This window comes from Sphingomonas sp. 66-10 (assembly GCF_001897045.1).
Lineage (GTDB): Bacteria > Pseudomonadota > Alphaproteobacteria > Sphingomonadales > Sphingomonadaceae > Sphingomonas > Sphingomonas lycopersici.
In genome coordinates this window covers 6,564-22,865 of sequence record NZ_MKRR01000007.1, presented here as the reverse complement: position 1 = coordinate 22,865, position 16,302 = coordinate 6,564, and the positions used below count along the sequence as shown (strand labels likewise).

At 65.5% G+C, this 16,302-nt stretch carries 16 protein-coding genes; 4 read left to right on the top strand and 12 right to left on the bottom strand.

All coding sequences use genetic code 11. From position 1 onward, the window contains the following. From traC to BGN95_RS01190, 8 genes are all read right to left on the bottom strand, one after another. Positions 1-2,519, bottom strand: a 2,519-nt coding sequence (traC, locus tag BGN95_RS01225) for a type IV secretion system protein TraC (protein ID WP_286771374.1), incomplete at its 3' end; no start/stop codon positions are given. A gap of 1 nt (position 2,520) precedes the next feature. Then, complete coding sequence (locus tag BGN95_RS01220) at positions 2,521-3,552, bottom strand: TraV family lipoprotein (protein ID WP_286771373.1); 1,032 nt, start codon at positions 3,550-3,552, stop codon at positions 2,521-2,523. Then, positions 3,549-4,424 carry a DsbC family protein gene (locus tag BGN95_RS01215; protein ID WP_066519532.1) on the bottom strand — a complete coding sequence of 292 codons (876 nt, stop codon included), beginning with the start codon at positions 4,422-4,424 and terminating at the stop codon, positions 3,549-3,551. Before BGN95_RS01215 ends, BGN95_RS01220 begins: the two co-directional genes overlap by 4 nt. Further along, on the bottom strand, positions 4,411-5,739 hold the full coding sequence (locus BGN95_RS01210) for a TrbI/VirB10 family protein (RefSeq protein ID WP_066519534.1): 1,329 nt from the start codon (positions 5,737-5,739) through the stop codon (positions 4,411-4,413). The genes BGN95_RS01215 and BGN95_RS01210 overlap by 14 nt, the downstream gene beginning before the upstream one ends. Positions 5,740-5,742: 3 nt before the next feature. Further along, complete coding sequence (locus BGN95_RS01205) at positions 5,743-6,546, bottom strand: type-F conjugative transfer system secretin TraK (RefSeq protein ID WP_066519535.1); 804 nt, start codon at positions 6,544-6,546, stop codon at positions 5,743-5,745. Beyond that, complete coding sequence (locus BGN95_RS01200; RefSeq protein WP_042469291.1) at positions 6,543-7,109, bottom strand: type IV conjugative transfer system protein TraE; 567 nt, start codon at positions 7,107-7,109, stop codon at positions 6,543-6,545. The genes BGN95_RS01205 and BGN95_RS01200 overlap by 4 nt, the downstream gene beginning before the upstream one ends. Before the next feature lies 1 nt (position 7,110). After that, positions 7,111-7,401: a type IV conjugative transfer system protein TraL gene (gene traL, locus BGN95_RS01195; RefSeq protein WP_007406717.1), complete on the bottom strand. Its 291-nt coding sequence runs from the start codon at positions 7,399-7,401 to the stop codon at positions 7,111-7,113. A 61-nt stretch (positions 7,402-7,462) separates the two neighbouring features. Then, the gene (locus tag BGN95_RS01190) at positions 7,463-7,783 is read right to left on the bottom strand and encodes a TrbC/VirB2 family protein (RefSeq protein ID WP_030541416.1); all 321 of its coding nucleotides are present in this window, start codon (positions 7,781-7,783) and stop codon (positions 7,463-7,465) included. Positions 7,784-8,147: 364 nt separating this feature from the next. Between BGN95_RS01190 and BGN95_RS01185 the strand changes: the two genes are divergently transcribed. Both BGN95_RS01185 and BGN95_RS01180 read left to right on the top strand, forming a co-directional pair. Further along, complete coding sequence (locus tag BGN95_RS01185) at positions 8,148-8,618, top strand: hypothetical protein (RefSeq protein WP_066519536.1); 471 nt, start codon at positions 8,148-8,150, stop codon at positions 8,616-8,618. 124 nt (positions 8,619-8,742) lie between these two features. Next, positions 8,743-9,249, top strand: coding sequence for a hypothetical protein (locus BGN95_RS01180; RefSeq protein ID WP_066519542.1), 507 nt, complete (start codon positions 8,743-8,745; stop codon positions 9,247-9,249). A gap of 32 nt (positions 9,250-9,281) precedes the next feature. On the opposite strand, the gene BGN95_RS01175 is transcribed toward BGN95_RS01180, so the two are convergent. Beyond that, positions 9,282-10,253 carry a lytic transglycosylase domain-containing protein gene (locus tag BGN95_RS01175; protein ID WP_066519545.1) on the bottom strand — a complete coding sequence of 324 codons (972 nt, stop codon included), beginning with the start codon at positions 10,251-10,253 and terminating at the stop codon, positions 9,282-9,284. A 110-nt stretch (positions 10,254-10,363) separates the two neighbouring features. On the opposite strand from BGN95_RS01175, the gene BGN95_RS01170 reads away from it, so the two are divergent. After that, positions 10,364-11,656 carry a DUF8535 domain-containing protein gene (locus BGN95_RS01170; protein WP_066519551.1) on the top strand — a complete coding sequence of 431 codons (1,293 nt, stop codon included), beginning with the start codon at positions 10,364-10,366 and terminating at the stop codon, positions 11,654-11,656. A gap of 17 nt (positions 11,657-11,673) precedes the next feature. Here the strand turns inward: BGN95_RS01170 and BGN95_RS01165 are convergent, their stop codons facing one another. Then, entirely contained in the window at positions 11,674-11,943 is a 270-nt protein-coding gene (locus BGN95_RS01165) for a hypothetical protein (RefSeq protein ID WP_066519589.1), read from the bottom strand. A 669-nt stretch (positions 11,944-12,612) separates the two neighbouring features. Between BGN95_RS01165 and BGN95_RS01160 the strand changes: the two genes are divergently transcribed. Next, the gene (locus BGN95_RS01160; protein WP_066519595.1) at positions 12,613-13,017 is read left to right on the top strand and encodes an SGNH/GDSL hydrolase family protein; all 405 of its coding nucleotides are present in this window, start codon (positions 12,613-12,615) and stop codon (positions 13,015-13,017) included. Positions 13,018-13,050: 33 nt separating this feature from the next. Here the strand turns inward: BGN95_RS01160 and BGN95_RS01155 are convergent, their stop codons facing one another. Then, positions 13,051-13,551 carry a hypothetical protein gene (locus BGN95_RS01155; RefSeq protein ID WP_066519553.1) on the bottom strand — a complete coding sequence of 167 codons (501 nt, stop codon included), beginning with the start codon at positions 13,549-13,551 and terminating at the stop codon, positions 13,051-13,053. 132 nt (positions 13,552-13,683) lie between these two features. Then, positions 13,684-16,302 (bottom strand): DEAD/DEAH box helicase (locus tag BGN95_RS01150; protein ID WP_286771372.1); only part of this gene is annotated, 2,619 nt, incomplete at its 5' end.

Genomic DNA, 16,302 nt, shown 5'->3' with positions numbered 1-16,302 from the left:
CGCTCGATCGCCTCATCCATGCTGAGCCCGCCGGCAACCATCGCCTCGATGGCAGCAAAGGTGCGCGGACTCGACGAGAACAGCGCGGCAGAGAAAGGATCGAGGACCAGCCGGCCGACCGCCAGCGTCTCCGGCCCCTTGATCATGATGTCGGAATATTCGAAGCCGTTGCGCTTGAGTGAGCGGAGCAGTGCGTCGGTATAGTCGTCCATCTCGAAGCGATCGTGCTTCTTGAAGTCGGCGATCGTTTCCGGCTTCTGCTGGAGGATCACGAACCAGTCGCTGTTCTCGAGGGCCGCGATGGACCCGGCCGACTTGTAGTAGTCGTTGAGCGACTGCGTGGCCGTCACCAAGGAGGCGCCATACTTGCGGCACGTGCGGGCGTAGGTTTCGATGAAATCGGCCATCGCCCCACCGCGAAGCATCTGCCAGGCCTCGTCCAGGAGCAGCGCCTTGGGAATCGAGCGGTCGACCTTCCGCATCATCTGCTGCGACATGAACATGATCGCGGTCAGGACGACGCTGCGGAGTTCCTCGCGCGAGGACAGGTCGGACAGCTCGAACACCGTGAGCTGTGCCTGCAGCTCGAACGAGACCTCACCCTGGAAGAACTTGCCGTAGGTGCCGGCGCTCGAGAACGGCATCATCGCGATGGCGAGATGCGAGGCGAGCTCGTTGCCAGTCTCGTTGAGCGCGGCGATCACGTCGTCGATCGAGCCGTTCCTGCCTTTGGCCTCCCAGACGCGGTTGACCGCGCCGTCGATCAGGCCGCGCTCGGTGTCGGTCAGCCGGTCGATGTGGCGGGACATCTGGTTCACGATGGCCTTGAGCATCGCCATGCAGTCGAGGAGATAGTCCTCGTCCTCGGCCGCCTGGGCGGCGTCGATCATCGAGAACGGGTTCAGGCAGAAGCCGCTCGACATCGTGAACTCGACGAAGGCACCGCCCTGCAGCTTGGCCGAGTGCTCGAAGGAGCGGCCGTCGTCGATCACGACAACCTTGGATCCCGCGCCGCACAACGAGGCGCACAGCTCCTGCAGGGCGACCGACTTGCCCGATCCCGACTTGCCGAACACCGCCACGTTGTGGTTGCCTGCGGCGTTCTCGAACGGGCTCCAGAAGAAGGGCTGCCCCCGTCGGCCGATCAGGAGCAGGTGCGGCGTGTGACCACCGAGATACTCGCCTTGTATGGGAGCCAGGTTCGCCGCGGTCGTGCTGAGCATGGTCCGCATGCGCTTCATGCGCTCGAGGTCGCGGGACAGCCCGTTCGCCATCGTCATGGGCATCGCGCACAAGAGGCCCATCACCTGGAGGTAGCGGTCGTCGAGCAGGTCCCAGCCTGCGGCCCGGTAGACCGACTTGAGGACGCGCTCGTTGGCGTCTCCCTTCCCCTTGGGAGAGAATGACGTGACGCTGTAGAACAGGCGCACGAGCTTGCGCCCCTGGCGGATCTCGTCATTGACGAACTTCCACTCCTGGGACTGGTCGCGGAGTTGGGGAAGGAAGCGCGCGGACTTGGAGTCGGCGAGGCTCGTGGTGCGCATGAACTTGAAGCCGGCCTTGTTGCTCGAGGCTTGGGGATCGGGAAAGTCGAGGCACAAGTTCGTGGAGACCGGGCACGGCATTCGCAGCTTGTCGGCGAACATGTCGCCAATCAGCCGCGCGCAGTCCCAGGGCGCCCAGCGCTGAGGAAGATTGCGGACCGAGAACGAGCGCACGTCGAATACGTCGGGATAGATCTCGCCGATCTCGGGTGCGCCGTTGACCTCCTTGCCGGTCGGACGGAACCGTTCGGTCCGCAGCAGGATGCGGTCCGGGTCGACCTTCATCTCGATGTCGCGGCGCACCGCCTGGTCAGCGATGGGGTCGAGCGGATTGTAGCTGATGACGTCGTCGCCCGCGGCCGTGGTCGGCGAGGTGATGTCGTCGATCCACCCGATCAGCGCGACCGGATCCATCTTGCGCGCGGAGACCCCGATCGAGCCGAGCACCGAGATGAGGCCGTCCATCACGGCGACGATTTCCTCGGCCGAGACACGCGAGCTTTCCGGCGTCGAATAGGAAATGGCGACGCGGTGGTTGCGAAGACAGAATGGCGCATCGGCCGAAAGCGAGTTCCACACGCCGTCCGTGAGGAAGTCGACCCGATGCTTGGCCATCCGCTCGTAGACGCCGCTCGCCGAGTAGCGGGGCAGATACCATTTGGAGAGCCGCTCGCTGATCCGCGGGCTCATCCAGTCGTGGAACTGCAGGCATCCGGGCACCGGGATGCCCTCGGACAAGAATTGTGTCAGGATCTCGCCGGTACGCTCATCCGCCCCGACGAGCGGCGAGACCTCGATCACGAATCCGCGCGAGGCGGAGTTGTAGAAGATGCCCGTCTTCGGGTCGTAGCTGCGATAGGGCAGCCAATGCGCGAGCATCGGCACGGCCAAGTCCGGACGCTCGGCCTCTGGTCGCTTGCTATCGCCGAACAGACCGGAGAGCAGGTTGTCGTAGAAACGGGGCTTTACGCTCATGTCAGTTGTCCTCCGGAACCGCGGCGGGGAAGCTCGCAGCGCGGACGGTGGGGCTCGTCAGGGTCGTGAGCCCCGCCCCGGGCGTCGCTCCGGCGCCGCCGCGCGCGCTGTCCTCGACCCGCTCGCGCGCTTCCTGGTACTCCTGGCTCGCCTTCACGCGCGCAGCTGCCTCCTGGCCGGACGCAGTGCTCGTGGGGGGAGCACCCTCCGATCGCTGTTTGGCTTGAGCCGGCGCCTCGCTTCGCCGGCTGGCTGGCACACCCGCCGCGGCGGTCTCGCCGCCGCCAGCTGCGCGCTTGGTGGCCATGACCGAAGCAGTCGGCCGCTGCGACCCCGACGCAGAGGATGCCGGGGCGGCCGCGCCAACCGTCGGCGCGCCGCCCGCCGCCTTGACCTTGGTGGCCAGACGGCTCGCGACATCCGCCTTGATTGCTTCCACCGGGTCCGGCTTTCTGGCCCGGGCAGCCGCCACCACATTCGGGTCCGGCATGTTCGGGTCGAACGCGGCAACGTCCACCACACCGGGAGCCTCGCGCTCGACCGCATCGACAAGGCTCAGCTGAACAGGTGCATCAGCCGACCTGCTGTCGGGGATGGGGGTCGCACCCGCAAGCGCCTGCGCCTGCCACTCGGATTGGACGACCGCGTGGACGGCGCTCGATTCATGCAGCCGGCCCCGGTCATCGACATAGGGCTGAAACACAATGCGGAGCACCTTCTCGCGGGTTCGCGGCGCGACCTGCCCATGTGCGTCTGAGGGCGGCGCTGCCACAGCGGTGCGCAGGGCGCGGGGCTGTTGTGCCGGTGTCGGATAGGGCCCTGCCGGGATCATGACATCGCCGGCGTCACCGGAGATCATCGCCAGCGCGCGATCGTCGATCGTGGAGGACGGCGCGCAGATGCCGTCCGGCGCCTGGCAGGTGAAGCTGCCCTTCACGTTGCCGCCGAAGGTCGTGCAGCCGTTCAGGCTCATCAGCGTGCCGAAGCCAAGCGCGGCGACAGCGGCCCGACGGCTGAGGCGCGGCGCGCTCACGAGCGTCCGTCCTTGAGCCAGCTTTGCAGGAACTCCCTGGGCCGATAGCCCTCGAGCATCGCCCCATCGCTGCGCACGATCACAGGCGTCCCGCTCAGGCCGTGCTTGTGAGCGAAAGCCTCGTTCGCATCGAGGCCCGACGTATCGCACGACGGGCCGCTCTTGAGCGGCTCGCCGGCATAGGCGGCATGCAGCGCCTCCTCGCGATTCTTGGCGCAATAGACGCGGTCGGCGATATCGCGGCTGCCGAGAACGGAGATCGGCCGCTCGACGACCCGAACATCCATGCTGCGCAGCACGTTCGTCAGCGCGCGGCAATAGCCACACCGGAAGTCGGTGAAGACCGTGACTGTCTGCCCCGCCGGATTGCCCCAGACGATCGCGCCGTCCTTCGGAAGTCCTTCCAGCGCCAGCCTGGTCGGCCGCGCGGGGAGCGCGGTCTTCTCGACCCTGGCCTGCGCCGGAGCCGCTTCCATTCCCTGGCCCTCGCCTTCCGCAGCCGCAGCATTGGCCTTGGCCGCACCGCCGACGAGCATGTCGGGGTTGATCTCGAGCAGCCGGGCGGCGGTGAGATCCTGGCGCGTCTCCATGTCATAGACCCGGCCGATGATGAGGTAGCGGGCGCCGGCGTCGACGTAGAAGAGGTTCGACCCAGCCGTCACCTCGCAGAGGCCACGCACCTTCTCGCAATTGACCTGGGTCAGGGGCGTCTTCGGCAGGCGCGTCTTGAGCAGGTTCGTGACCTCGACGCTGCTCGGACCCGCGACCTGGGCCGCGAGGGCAACGCTGGCAACGCCAAGCGCCGCGACGCCGGTGAGCAGCTTCCAGGGGCGCGCGAACGCGCTCCGGCGCAAGCGATCAATTGCGGACATAAACACCCTCCAGGAAGACGATTTCGACATCGACGCCGGTCGGCATCTCGATGACCGGCTGGTACTGTTCGGCGCGCTCGATCAGATATTTCGAGACGTCCCTGCCCGACTCCGCTGCACCGCCGCCGAGCGCCCGCAGGCCGACATTGCCGAGGCTGGGGGTGCGGTTGATGCCGCCCTCGCCATCGGTGCTGATCGTCGCCAGCGGCTGCTGAAAGGCCGTGTTCAGCGCGTTGCCGGCACCGCCGACGAGGCCTGCGAGGAATGCCTGCATGGCAAGCGAACCCTCGCGGCTGACCACCCGCCCGCGCACGCCGGTCTTGCCGCCGAACGCGATGAAGCCCTTGACCTCCGAGACGGCGTAGCGGCCGCCGGGCTGCGGGCAGGTCATCTTCTGCAGCTTGACGTAGACCTTCTCGCTGGAAAGGTCGCCGCGCGCCGCGCCGTTGATGAGGCAGCCCTGGATCTTGGTCGTGAGGAGCTTGCCGTTTTGCAGCACCGAGCGCGCCGGCCCGGTAACGCGCAGAACGACAGGCAGCGGGTCGGTCTGGCTGTTCACGCCAGCGCTCGCGTCCACGCCCACGATGACCTTGGCGGAGGCGAAGCTGTTGGGCGGCAGATAGTTCGGGCTGTCGGTATAGACCGTACTGCCCTTCGCCACCTTGGACGCGGTCCCCGTGTCGGAAGACGAGAAGCTGACCATTTTGACCTCGGCGGCGCGGCTGAGCGGAGGCGCTGCGCCGGCTTCGCCCGGCGCGTCCGGCCGCTGATAGGCTTGCGGGCCGCCTCGCCCGTACAGTGCCGCCGGGCCAGGCGCCGGGGGCGGCGCCGAAGGCCGCTCGTTCAGCTGCTTGCGGAGCTGCTCATTCTCCGCCTGGTAAGCGGACAGCACTCGCTGGCCATCGGCCTGCATCGACGAGTTCTGCCCCTTCAGCGCTTCGATCTGAGCGGCGAGATTGTCCATTCTCGCCTGCTGGCCGTTCACCGACTTCAGCTGGTTCTCGGTGGACTCGAACCGGTTTTCCGAGAGCGCCATCCACTCCTGCTGCGAGAGGTTGCGGTTCACCAGATCCTTGGTCGAGACCTCGACCTTCTCGGCGCCATCGGCGTCGGCGGCCTTCTCTCCTTCGTCGCCGCTGAAGATCCACATGGAGGACAGAACCAGCCCGACGCCGGCGACCCCGGCGAGCAGCATTCGCTGCTTGCGGCGCACCGCTTCGTTGCCCGCCAGTTCGCCTCCGACAGGCGAGACCCCCTCGCCCTCCGCCTCGTCGAGGGGCCTCCGCTTACGATTGAAAATGTCCGAGAAGGCCATGGCTTACCTCACAGTCTGGGAGACGAGGTAGGCCGTCGTGACCTTCCCCGGGTCGAGCTTGGGCTCGGCGATGGAGACGGCGAGCGCGCTTGCCGGAGCGACCGTGCGCTCGGTCAGCTCGGTCGGCGCATCGCCCGTGTTCTCGATGCGCAGCACCTTGCCGGTCAGGTCCTGCCCGCGATATTCAGCGATCATCTGGACCTTGAGCTTGCCGACATAGACCGGCTTCAGCGCGCGCTGCCGCATCTCATAGCCGTCGGCGACGCTGTTGGCGTACATGGCCTGGACGAGCTCGACCGCGGCATCCTGCGGCCCCGCGGCGACCTGCTGGGGCGAGCCCTCGGCTGCCTTTTCCCGGGCGATCGCCGGATTGGACACAAACACCTGCGCCGCCTGGTCGCCGGCGATCCGGCAGACGAACTTGTAGACGTAGCCGCGCTTGCTCGTGCCGAAGAAGGAAAGCGCCGGGCGGCCGAAACCTTCGGGCACGCTCAGGTAGATGTCGCCCCGGACCGGCTCGTTGACGACCGAGAAATCGTCCTGCGGGTTGCCGGTCGAGATCTTCGACACGCTCGCGAACTCGTCATCGACCAGGCTGATCCGGGTCAGGTCCTTGGCCGACGCCTGGCAGTCGACCTGGGCGCTGTCGGCGGCCACGACCGTCTGGTCTGCCCATGCCGGCTGCGCGAACAGGAAGACCGCCAGCGTGATCAGGCATGCGCCCGCCACCCTGCTCAGGATGCAGTAGATGCGGGACATGAGGATGGTGCCTGCAGCCGCGCTGCCGACGGCATAGAAAGCCATCATTTGTCTTGCTCCTTGCCGGTGCGGACCATCCCGAAGCCGACCAGGCGGAGCGACAAGCCCTCATACTCCCAGTCGTAGCGGAAGGTGCGGCGCTCCCTGGAGATCACCTTGTTGCCGACGATGGTGTGGAGCTCGCCGGTCACCTCAGACCGCAGGTTCTTGGGATCGATGTCCATCGACTCGATCGTGAAGAACTGAGAGATCGAGGAGCCGCGCTGCTCGTTGACGATCTTGAGGAGGTCGGCCTTGATCTTGCCCTGAACGCGCGGCGATGTGATCTCGAGCACCGCGTTCATCCAATATTCGAGGTTTTGCGGACTGCGGTCGAGCGTGAGCACCACCACGTCGCGCGTGATCATCTCGAGATATTCGCGGGAGACGCCGGCACTGCTGACTGTGACCGGCGAGCGCAGTACGGGCTGGAGGACGATCTCGCGGTCTCGCGAGATGCCGAAGGCGAGCAGCAGCGCTGTTATCGCCGCGAGCGCGCCGGCGACCACGACCAGGAAGTTGCGCTGGCGAAGAACCCGCTGGTTGCTTGCGTGGCTGAATGCGAGGTCCATCTCAGCCCGCCATCAGTCGGAGATAAGAGGGTGGCGTGGCCCTCAGGCCAGTGAAGCCGGCCGGAAGATGCCAATAGGCCAGATGGAGCAGCCAAGACGCGGCACGGCCCGCTTTTGCCTTTTTCAATCCCCACCAGCCGGCGAATGCCAACGCCGTTCCGATGACGATGTGCTGGGTCATGATCCCCCAGACGAATGGCGTAACCATCGCCAGGAACTCATCCAGCGTCCACAGCCCGATCAGTTCTGGATCGTCCAGATGAGATGGGATCGCGTACTTGTCTGCGGCCATTGCACCACCCTCCCCCTGTGCGGCGCCGAGGCTGCCACCCCGACGCGCCAGGCTCGTTGCGTCAGATCGTCGCCGTCACCGTCGAGGTGACGATCGGAATGCCCGTGCCGGCGCCGACACCGACGCCGACCGGAATGGCGATCTGACCCATGGAGAAGCGGCCCGAGGCGAGCGCCACGATGCCGCCGGCGAGCGACAGCACGGTAATGACCTTGCCGCCCGACCCCTCGAGGAAGTCGGTGAACTTCGTAAGGGCCGTGTCGAACGTGGTATCCGCACCGGCAAAGGCCGGCCCGGCGAACCACAGGAGCGCGAACAGCATCACAGCGAGGGCGAGGATCGCCATCTCCATGCGCCCGCTCCGATTCAGCAGAGACTGCATAAGAGTTTCCCTTCGATGGAGACGCGGCACCTCCGCGCCCAAATGAAGGGTGGGTCCCCGACGACTTTCGCTACAACCGGCTTTTGTTGGAACCGCAGGGCTCTCGGCGGATTTATCTAGCGGCCGTGCCTAAAGAACCTTCGGCAGAGCCAAACATCGTCCGCGAAGAACGATTCTTCATCTCGATTCGCGGACACCTTGTCCCGGCTTTTAGGCGCGCTGTCCGCGGTTGCGGACCCAGGTCCGGCTTTGCGGGCAAGTCCCTGTGCGGGTACACTTGGCTCGCCCCGGACGAGTCGTATAGGGGGATGTCACTTCACCTTGGCGACTTCAGCCGAAGCCAGGCAAGCAGGGACATGCGGGAATGGGCGGGCAGGCAATGCGGGGGTACACCCTCGACGTATCCGAGTATCTGTTTCGGCTGACCACCGAGAGCCTGCGGATTCACTCCAATCAGACACGGCGCTACCAGTCGCTCGGGAACCTCGTGAACGCGCGGGCCACCGCCGGCGCCGCAGGCGCGATCGAGCAGCACGATGTGGAAACGCTGCGCAAGCACCTCGAGAAGGTGCCGACCAAGGGCCCGATCCGCATCTATCTAAGCATCACGAAGACCAGCGCGGAAAGCCTGACGGAGGCCAAGCGGCGACTCGAAAAGCATCTCGGATCGGCCCTGACGGTCGGCGACGCTATCTCCATGCTGCTGTTCGATTATGTGGTTGAGCAGGGCACCGCCAAGCTGTTGAGCAAGATCGGAATCGACGAGCATAAGCCGCCAAAAACCGCGCGCGGGCGTGGTCGTGACGAGGGCGAAAAGGTTGTGCGCATTAGATAAATTCGGATGTGAGGGGTGCTCGGGCTTTTCTCGAAGGGCTTGCCAAGACCGATAAGGTTTGATTGTGTCGCTCTGTCCGCAAAAAGGACTGCGGGGGCGAAAAGTGTCATCGCTTACGAATCGAATGGAGCAGGAGCTGCCCCTCGAGGCAGAAACTGAAGCAGCGGCCGACTATGTGCCGATGATCATGCGCGCGATGGAGGCCAACGACATCGGCATCCGGACCATGGCGCTGCGCTCAGGTATCAAGAAGAGCAGGCTCGGCACGATCCTTCACCGGGACCCGGAGAAGCGCGCCTCGATGAGCTTGCCGGAATTTCAGGCGATCCTCAGGGCCCTTAACATCGACCTCATGCAGGCAGTCATCAGCGTCGAGATGACCCGCGAGATGGAGCTCGTGCAGGACGATCGCTTCACCGCACTCGTGGCGATGCTGAGCACCTTGTTCAAAGGTCTGCCCCACCGGCTCGTCGAGGCTCTTCAGGAGCTCGAGGGCATGGACGGCAGCGAGATCCGCAGCGAGTGGGGCACCTACTTCCAGTCGGCGGTCATCAAGCGGATGGTCACCGAGATCACGGCAGTCCTCCAGCGTCGCTCGCAATTCGGATCGGGACGCGACCCACTCCTCTAGCGCGGGGCACCCCGTGCGATCGGCACGACTTCTCAGAAGCTCGACACCGTGGCGGCGCGAACGAAAGGCTCACGGCGCGGTGCCGGCGATGCACTCGTCTGGATAGTCGCAACTCTCGAAACGCCGCTGAGCCGAGACCAGTTGAGCAGGACGTTCGAGACGTAATCCTGGGTCTCGACGATCCGCGGCACACTCCCGTTCCTGACGCGCCCGGGCCCCGCATTGTAGGCCGCCAACGCCAGGTGATAGGCACCGAACCGGTCGAGCTGCTGACGCAGATACCGCGCTCCGCCACGAAGATTCTGCTCCACGTCGTAGCGGTTCACCCCAAGACCCGCGGCCGTCCCAGGCATCAGCTGCGTGAGGCCAAATGCGCTTTTCGGGGACACCGCGGAGGCATTGTAGCGGCTCTCCCGAATGATCATCGCATCGAACAGCCCGACCGGAATCCCGTATTCGCAGGCGACGTTGCTCATCATCGAGAAATATGTCTGGCGGCGGACTTCGGCATCGGCGGGCAGGAAGCCGCTTCGCCGGTATCCTGTCGGCGAGCACCCGGGGACGAAGGTCGTGGCAGCCGCAGCGAATACCGGGCCGCCGCGCATCCATGCCGGCACGGCGATCGCGGAAAATGGAGCAAGTGCCGCCGTCTGACTGGCCGGGGCGCCGAGCTGGGCAACACCGACCGGGGCAAAGGGGTCCTCCTCCGCGACCGCCGTCGTTGCGCCGGCCTCTGCCGCGAGTCTTTCACCCATCTGATACTCGACCCAGCGACGGCTCAGATCGTGGACCCGGAAGCCCTCCACATCCGCTACGACGGCCTCGGCCGGACCCTCCATGCTGGGCCCGGCCGTCCCATCCTTACCGTCGGCGGCGACGTCCGACCGCCCCGTCATGCTGATCAGCTGGACGCTGCGCACCGGCGAAGCGGCGCGTTGGGTCGCCGCGAGCGCGGCCCCGCTATCAACGATGACAAGTGTGCTCGCGAGCAACAACGCACGCATATCAAACCTCCCTGACCCCTGGTTCAGGAAGTTGAGATCAGGCGATTTGCAGTTGTCAATTCCCTGGAGCGGGCAAACTATGGCTGCATTGGATCGCCCGAAACTGGATCATGTGGCTGATTGACCGAGATACGGATGGCCGCGGCCCTCGGATCGCGCTGCCCGCTCCGCTCCGCGAGGCGCTGGTGCGTTGGTACATCGGCCAGGGATCGCCTGGCGATGAAGAGGCAGGAATCACGCTCGTCCAGAACGCCCGCATCGGCGCCAAGTGGATCGCCTGTGATTGCCTGGCCGCGGACGATCCGCCGCCGATACTCACGCCCGCCTTCCTGTCGGAGGCGGAGACCTATTATCTCCGCCGGCTGACCAGCGCGAAGCGACCCGACCACCGCGCCGACTGCCCCTTCTTCCGGGATCAGGTCACCCATCGCATCTCGGAGGTACGATCGCGCGAAACGCCGGCGGCGCCTCCCGAGGGCTTCTTCGAGGTCCTGCGGCCTGCCCCCAGCAAGCTCGCGCAACAGCCCGAGAGCGACGCCAGCGACGATCGTACGCGCCACGCCTCGGTGCCTCGGCTCGCCCGGTTGCTATGGCGCCTCCTCGACGTTGCAGGGACGACCCGAGCTTTTCCCTTGTCGGATGGCGCGGAGGAGCCTTCGATCAAGCGGGAGTTCGATGTTCTGGTGAAGGCGAGCAGCAGGATCGAGATCGCGCCCGGCATCGAGCTCAGCCGCGCCTTCTGGACCCACGCCGATGCCCTGCACAGCCGGCGCGCCTATGCGGTTCTGAGGCGTCTCTCCCGAGACTGGCCTCCCGGCCACGCGCCGCAGGCGTTCTTCGCGCTCTTCTCGCATCAGATCACCGGCCATGTCATCGAGACCGCCGACAACCGGCCAGTGCGCGTCGCCAATCGGGTGCAGTCCCCGTCGGTGAGGGGCAACCTGGTCCGTGGCCCCTTCCTCGTGATCGTCGTCGCTGGTCAATATCCCGAGGCGCGTGGCTATGCTCCGCTTCGCGCCTACGCGCAGCCGATCTACTCGGGGCAGCGGTTCATCCCGGTCGACTCCGAGTTCGAGCGCAGCCTGCTGCGCGAATTGCTGTCGATCCAGCGCAACCTGCACCGGCATGGCATCGATGCCGCGATCGAAAAGCCCGTGTTCGATATTCTGACGCCGCTCGGCCCTGCGCGACCGGACTTCCTGATCGAGGCGCGCTCGCGGATCACCGGGGAGATCAAGCGTCTGGCGATCGACGCCATCGACCACGGTGACGACGAGCATGACGGATCGAGCACCAGCGGGCATTCTCGCCTGTGCGAGATCGCTCCGCTGCTCTGCCTCAGTTCCGGCGACCTCGTGCTGGGCCGGGTAGCGCGAAAGATTGCCGCCGCCCTGGACCTGTGAGTTGAGCCCCGTGCCTCTCAGCTCCAGCGAAGCGTCATCGCGAACCCGCCCACAATGGCGATGATAACCGGCGTCGCGCGAAAGTAGAGCCGTTGCCACAGCCACCAGAGCTTGGGCACGAAGAGGATTGCTTGTCGAAGGCTCCGTACTTCGTTCCAGGCGCGTTCGCGGAAGACGTGCACTCCAGCGCCGACAATCGACAAGGCGAGGGCGATCGCACAGCACAGCGCCGTAGCAGCATAGAGGGCTGCCCAGTTCGCCAATTCGAGTTGCGTCAGCTGCGCCATTTCGACCGTACCTACTCGCACCGCCATCCGGGTAAGTGCCTGCCCTCGTTCCGGTTTCTATAATCGTTGCTGGCCGCCAAAGCCTGGCCTTAGACCCTTGACGGGGAGCCGAGGAATACTAGCTCGACTGACGCCGAACGCCATAGCGGGTTCGGCTGGGACTAGAGGGCGCCGGCTCTCTCTCCGGCGCATCTCATGCCCGAATTGCTCATGCAGAGGATTTGGATATGAGGACTATTCGCGATCTGATCCGTGGGCGCCGGCGCGGTGCTGCCGATAGCTCCCACAACAACCCGCTCCGCCATCGGGAGAGCCAGACGCCACCCTCTCGATCGGAGGCGCGTCGCTGGCCCTCGCGCGTGATGAAGGTGCTGACGTCGGCAATCGTCGGTCTGCTGGCGCTCCTCGGCACGTCCCTTACCCCCGCAGCGGCTCAGGTCTGGGCGCCAGGATGGCGCGGCCCAGTGTGGATAGCCGAACCAGGCCCTCGTCATGGTTGGTACCGCTGGCACGGCCGGTGGTACCGGCATTGCGGGTGGCGCTGGGAAGCACCGCATCTCCGCGTGTGGCGCTGCTACTGACGCGTTGGCCCGACCCGCGAGGGTCGGGCCAACATCGAGCCCGTGGCGATGGACCCCCGCCGCCGACCGGAGGCCGAGGGAAGCTTTGATGTTCGAGTGTCTGATCCTTGGGGACAGCACGGGCGTCGGCACCGCGCAGGCGATAAACGCGCGCTACGAGCGCCATTGTGACGTTCAGGCCGCAGAGCGGGCCACGGCCGCCCAGGTCCTTTCCTGGCGAAGACCGGGAAAACGCTACAATACCTGCATCTTCTCGATGGGCTCCAATGACATGGCCGGACCGGCTCTCGCCGCCCGCCTCGCTGAGATACGTGCGCAGTTCTGCTTCAACCGTGTGATCTGGCTGCTGCCATACGCCCGCCCCCAAGCCTACACCGTCAGCGCCGTCGCTGCTCGCTTTAGTGACGAGACCTTGGATCTCGGCCGCTTCCGCTCCCGCGACGGCGTCCACCCGAGCCGGTATATGGACGTGGCCGAAGCCCTTTTGAGATAGCCGTAAAGCAGCCGCTCGGTCCTTCGCGACGGCTCAACTGCGCAACGTGGGCGCTTCGCCGAAAGCTGTCTCTGCCTGCGAGAGGCAGCGGTCCCAGAAGGCAATCGCGGCATGAAAGTTCGGCAATACCGGCCGGCCAAGACGATCCCGCACCTCTCGCGCGTTGAACGCAGCGACGTGAGCCACGTTGCCCGGCATCGTCGGATCGACCACCACGGCAATCGTTCCGAAGCCCTCGCTGCGCAGTTCAAGGCCGCCTTGGAATTCCTTCAGGAGGGCGTTGCGCGTCGGCTCGATGAACTCGCTGAAAATCGGATCTCGCCGCCAGATCGGCCATTGTTCGCGGCTGTATTCGCGCCGAGCGGCATCGTGACAGTCGACATTGGCGAACACATGTCCAACCGACCGCAGGAGCGCAACGATCGCGACATATTGCGACTCGAAGTCGGCAACAGGCCGCATCATGCTGTCGTCCTGCTGAAAGCGGGCGACGAGGTCCCGAATGAAATCGAGCTGGGCGCGGGCGACAAGCATGGCCTAGAACCGCCCAGACACCATTTGGCGGCCCCCCTCGGTATCAGAGAAGGCGCGAAGCGTCTCGGCGGTCTTGCAGATTGTCATCATGATCTTCCCGATGCGATACAGTGGCTCGGTAGATGGGCACGGCTATGCCACAGCCCAAAGGTCATCGGGTCCGAGATAGCTCAGGTCGAGCTCCGCAGGGTTCGGCGCGACTGTCGCGCGGAGAAGGCCACGCCGATTATGGTTGAGCGGATGCTGGAGGCGGCCGATGCCGCGCCCATCGGCAGAGAGCACCAACGGCTGGCCGTTCCAGTTGTGCAAGCTCACGGGAGAGCCGGGCGGAGCCGGCGCCGCGAACCACTCGACATTCCCCACATAGTCCCGTCGTGCCCAGGTCCGGTTCGCCGCAGGCGCGGCTTCCTGGACGAACTCGAGCCACATTGCTCGCGTCTCGGGAGAAGGCCAGTCCGGCTGAGCCGACCAGGCCGCGAGGACAGGCGAGCGCAGCCATGTCCGCAATTCCGCACCCGACGTGAAAGTCGCGCCGGTGTCCACGACGGCCTTGATGGCTGCCAAACGCGAGTTGAAGCCCGCCTGGATGAGAATCGAAGTCGATCGGTTCATGGTGCCGGTCTCAACGGCAGGGACCGCTAGACCCAGCTCATGATCGGCGAGGGCCAGGCCGAAGACGCCAACGACATCACCGTTGGCGGCCGCACGCACACGAAGCGCCTCCATCGCCCACGGCAGGCGATAGACGAGGCCGCCCTCGATGAACTGCAGCGCATCGCCTTCCTGCCCCGCGACGGTGGAGGCGAGTGGCTGCCCGAGCAGCCAGCAACGAAGGATGTCGCGCCAGTTGTCCGGAAATGGGTCCGGCTCGAACGGATAGAAGGAGAAGACCCGCTCGGCGATGCCGGTGATCGCCGTAATCGCAGCCTCGTGATCTCCAACCAGCAGCGCAGCGTTCGCCTGCACCAGAAGGTCGTTGGCCACCGGCGCCACCGCGTCGAGCGCGTGACCCGCCTCGAGACCCAGCCCCGCAAGAAAATAGCCGCGGCGCGAGACGGCAGTCGAATTGGCCCAAATGTAGCGGCTCCGGGTGAGGAGCGTCGCACGGTAAGCGGCGCGCGACCCGGCATCGAGGCGCTCCAGGCGCCGGTTCCAGAGAGAGGACTGAAGAACCGTGTCGAGCGCGGCTTCGATCTGGTCATCGGGAACATCGTCTTCGCCGATCAGGCTGAGGATCGCCGTATCGAGCGTCGCCATGGAGCGCTCCCATTGCTTGAGCGCTCGTTCGCGCTTTTCGGGGATCTCGCCCGCCACTTCGGGGAAGGTCCAGGCCGCGGCGTTGTTGACCACATAGTCGACGAGCTGCTCGAGATTGCCGCCGATCCGCGCATGCATCCTCTTCAGGAGCGCAAAGATGAGCTGAACGAGGCCGCTTTCCATCTCGCGGGCGCCGAGATCCCCGATCAGGCCCACCCACTCGTCATGCTTCTTGTTCTGGGTGTCGCTGAAGATCGGGAAGAGCACCAGGCCTTCGACGTCGACATAGGCCCGGCCGGCGCGTCCGATCACGTTCTTGAACTCGGAGACCTTGATCTTCTCGCCATGCCGATAGAGCGAATGCATGACGACCGCCGTCGCCGAGAGGTTGAGCCCCTGCGCGAGAGTGGGTGATGAGATCGTCACCTTCAGAACGCCGTCTCGCAGAAGCCTCTCAACCTCTTTTCGATAGGCGGTCGGAAGCGCACCGTGGTGGAGGGCCACGCCCAGGCGGAGGCATTTGAGGATATCGCTGTCCGCGCCCAGCCATTCTTCACCGAGCGCGATCGCGGTCTGCAGCCGCACCGGATCGACCGTGAGCAGTGACGCAAGCGCGCCTCGCGTATGCAGGTCGACGATGACCTTGGCGAACGGCTCGACGCTGCGCCGCTCCGGGCAATAGATCAGGACGGTCTGTCCATCGTCGACCAGACGCCAGGCGGTGGCAAGGCTGAGCTCCTGCTGATTGTCGGGAAACAGCCGGGTCCGCAGCTTCTTCGGCGGTAGGAAGAGCGGCGGTGCTACGCCGGTGAGGAACCCGGGCACGAAGGGCTGCTCTTCGCCGACCCTCAGGTTGAGGCGTGCCCGGGGGGATGACCAGACCACCTCGCCAAACCGCAGGCGTGTCGGCCGCCAGTCGTCCTTGATGGGATCGCCTGGCTGATCACGCCGCAACCATGCCGAGAAATCCTCGAGCTGCGGGCCATCGGGCAGGATTGCCGACAGGCAGACGATCCGGCGCTGCTCCGCGTCTGGTCGGCGGAGAAGGCGCTGGATCTGGACCTCGTAGCGAACTTCGCGCTCGCCCGGACCGATCATGTGGCCCTCGTCGAAGACGAGCAGACCGACATCGTCGAGCAATGACGGATCGTTCCTTAAGGCGAAGTCGAGTTTCTCCGGAGTTGCGACGACAATGTCCCGCTCGCGGATCGCATCTTCGTCGAACGCAGAGACGCCGATGCTACCGTACAGGGCGGATATGGTCTTGCCGAGCGGGCCGAACGTTCGCTGAAGCGTCGTTTCCGTCTGCGCGGACAGAGCACGAAGTGGCGTGACGAACATCACGCGGCGCCCGGCAGCCAGGCAGCGAAGGATCGAGAGTTCGGCGACCCTCGTCTTCCCGGCGCTCGTCGGTAGCGAGACCACGAGATTGTCAGCCTGATCGACCGCGCGCGCGGCGGCCTCGATCTGTGACGGCCACAAGTCGACTTCCGC